Consider the following 3,192-nt stretch of genomic DNA (forward strand, 5'->3'; position numbering starts at 1 on the left):
AGAGCCCAAGGTCCCCGTCATCCTCCATTTCGGCCGCCATGATCACGGCATCCCGATGGAGGGCGTCGAGCAAGTCATCACGAAGGACTGGCCGAACGCGACGGTCCATGTCTACGAGGCGGGCCACGGCTTCAACTCGGATCGCCGCAAGGATTATCACGAGCCGAGCGCCGATCTTGCGAAGGCACGCACGCTTGCGCTGTTCCACGCGAACGGCGGCTGAGAAGCGCGGGCGTCTGCTCCCCGGTTTGACCGCAAGCCGCGGGATGCAGCGCCCCGACCGACGCGCTACACCTTGGCCATGACGCACACCGCCCCAGATCCGGACACCGCCTGGACCGCCTTTGCCAACCGGGACCGGGCGTGGGACGGTCGGTTCATCGTCGCGGTGAAGACGACCGGCATCTATTGCAAGCCGAGCTGTCCGGCCCGCCATCCCAGACGCGAGAATGTCGTCTTCCTTGATGACCCGGCCAGCGCCCGTGCGGCCGGGTTCCGGGCCTGCCTTCGCTGCATCCCGGACTCCGTAGGCCGCGACCGGATAGCGGTCGCCGCCGCCGTCGCGCTGCTCGAAGCCACGGACGACCGCCTCTCGCTCGACCAGCTCGCGGCGCAGGCGGGCTATGCGCCGCATCATTTCCACCGACTGTTCAAGCGCGCGACCGGGGTCACGCCAGCCGCCTACGCCCGCGGCCTGCGCAGCGCACGCGCCGCCGACGCGCTGACCCGGGAGGCCCACGTCGCAGCCGCGATCTACGATGCGGGCTATGCCGCACCGAGTCGTTTCTATGCCGGCGCCGCGTCGCGCATGGGGATGCCGCCGAGCGTCTGGGCGCGCGGCGGCGACGGGGTCCGGATCCGCTGGACGGTCGTCGCGACCAGCCTCGGGCCGCTACTGATCGCCGCGACCGATACGGGGCTGTGCCGCGTGGCGTTCGACGAGGACGCGGCCGACCTCGTCGCGCGCTTCCCCCGGGCGATCGTCACGCCCGGCGACGCGGCACTCGCCGATCTCGCGGCGCGCGTCGTCGCCAGCGTCGAATCACCCGACCGCCAGCACGACCTGCCGCTCGACGTCCGCGGCACCGCATTCCAGGAGGCGGTCTGGCAGGTACTTGCCCGCATCCCCCCGGGCGAGACGCGCACCTATACGCAACTCGCCGCTGCCGCCGGCACCCCGGCCGCGGTCCGTGCGGTCGGCAGCGCGTGCGGCGCCAATCCGATCGCCATCCTCATCCCCTGCCACCGCGCGCTTCGCACCGACGGGACACTCGGCGGCTACGCCTATGGGCTCGACCGCAAACGTGCGCTGCTGGCGAAAGAGGCGCCGCGCGAACCCGCCCTGTCGCCAGCACATTCAGGCGATCCCCGACCTTCGACATCGTGACGAGGGTCTGGGTCCGCGCCCTCGCCGCTAATTCGCCGGTGTCGGCCCAGACGGCGTCACCGCCACCGTCTCCCCCCGTGCCTTTGCAAGCGCGAGCATCGCCGCGGGCCCCGTCACGCCGGTATCGAGGATCGCGATCAGCCGCGCCGCCGGGTTGTCCGCCGACTGGTGCGGATCATAGGCGAGCGGGCGCAGCGCGCGTCTGGCGGCATCGGTCTGACCATCCATGATCGCCTGCGCCGCGACCTTGAACCGCAGCGCCGGGTCCTGCGGCACCAGCTCGAGCGCGCGACCGATCCCCAGGATCGCGGCCGCGCTGGGAGCCTCGCCCGCCGCGGCGAAGCTGTCATAATAGAGCGACAGCGCCTCGGCATCGTCGGGCGCCTGGCGATTGGCCGTGACGATCCAGCGCCGCGCCGCACCCCATGCTGCGGCATCGCGGACTGTCGCCGCAGCGGCGCGCCGCATCAACACCTGCGCCTTGTACAGCATCGCCTGGCGCGACGTCGGATCGGCGGCGAGCGCGCGGTCGGCAGCAGCCAGCGCCGCATCGTCCTGCCCCGCATCATACGCCATCTCGGCAAGCCAGCCCTGCGCCAGCGCATCGTCGGGATAGGCCGCCGCGATCCGGGCGGCGCGCGCGAAGATCGGTGCGGCGGTGGCACGGTTGACGCCGCGCTCCGACTGCATCCGCAGCTCGACCATTGCAGCGGCGCCCGGCGACAACGGCGTCACGACCACCGGCGCGACGGGCAGCTTATCGTACGCGATCCGCAGCCCCGGGATGCGCGACTGGCGAAGATACGCATCGAGCGCCTTGTCGAGCGCGCGCAGGTCGCCGAACGCCGCGGTGGCCGCGGTTACGCTCGGCGTTCCCGCGTTCAGCGCGGTCAGATACTGCTGGAGCTGCCGGCCGCGCGCCGCGTCGAACATCAGGTAATGCGTCAGCAGCCATCCGCGCCCGTACATCACCCCGCGCTGCTCGTCGGTCAGCTTCTGCCCGGTCGCGAACAGGGTCGCCGCGGGCACCGGCTTGGCCGCGAGCAGGCTGTACGCCCGGTGCTGCGCCGCGCCGCCGAGCTGGACATACTCCTTCTCGAACGCGGCGGTCGAGACGAACTCGGCATAGCCCTCGGAAAACCACGCCGGATAGGCGGCGGCGTAATTGCCCAGCAGGAAGTGATGCGCATATTCGTGGAACAGGACGATCTGCGGAATTCCGCCGCCGCGCGTCGAACGGCTGCCGTCCCCGCCCTCGTCGATCCGCGGGGTGAAGGCGACCGACCCGCTTGCGCGCGGCAGGTAGAATCCAGCGATGCCGCGATCACCCGACAATCGGCGGATCGCAGCGACGTCGTTCGCGACATAGACGGTGACGCGGTTCGCGCCCTTCGCGCCGGTGCCCTCCGGCGTGCGGTGGAGATGCCGGATCGCCCCGTCGAACTGCTCGAGCCGGGTCGCCATCGTCGTGAGCGCGGCGGGCGGCATGTCGGCATAGATCTCGAAATGATCGGAGGTCGCGCGCGCCCATTTCGCCGCTGCCGGCGTCCAGGCACCGACCAGTCCCGCCATGATCGTGACGCTCCACGCCACCCCATGCCTAACGCTGTGCATTACCCGCATCGCCATCCCCCTCGACACCGCCATCCTGCCATGCGGATCGGCGCGTGCCGAGGGGGTAAACAAGACTCGATCAGTCTGCCGACGTGCAGGAATAGACGAGCTTCTCGTTGGGCAGCGGCGGCAGCGTGGCCCGGACTGCAGACTGCTGCCCGACCAGCCGCGTGATCGCCGCCGGATCGGTC

General features: G+C 70.8%; 3 protein-coding genes. 2 read left to right on the plus strand and 1 reads right to left on the minus strand.

Annotated elements, in window-relative coordinates; translation table 11 throughout:
* Both sphsw_RS20730 and sphsw_RS18185 read left to right on the plus strand, forming a co-directional pair.
* Positions 1–223: dienelactone hydrolase family protein (locus tag sphsw_RS20730; protein ID WP_042467828.1), on the plus strand; the 223-nt coding region annotated here is incomplete at its 5' end.
* Between the two features lie 78 nt (positions 224–301).
* Complete coding sequence (locus sphsw_RS18185; protein WP_042467829.1) at positions 302–1,387, plus strand: bifunctional transcriptional activator/DNA repair enzyme AdaA; 1,086 nt, start codon at positions 302–304, stop codon at positions 1,385–1,387.
* 27 nt (positions 1,388–1,414) lie between these two features.
* Here sphsw_RS18185 and sphsw_RS18190 read toward each other — a convergent pair whose 3' ends face one another.
* Complete coding sequence (locus sphsw_RS18190; protein ID WP_235188469.1) at positions 1,415–3,001, minus strand: hypothetical protein; 1,587 nt, start codon at positions 2,999–3,001, stop codon at positions 1,415–1,417.
* Positions 3,002–3,192: the final 191 nt, after the last annotated feature.

This window comes from Sphingomonas sp. FUKUSWIS1 (assembly GCF_000733135.1).
Lineage (GTDB): Bacteria > Pseudomonadota > Alphaproteobacteria > Sphingomonadales > Sphingomonadaceae > Sphingomonas > Sphingomonas aerolata.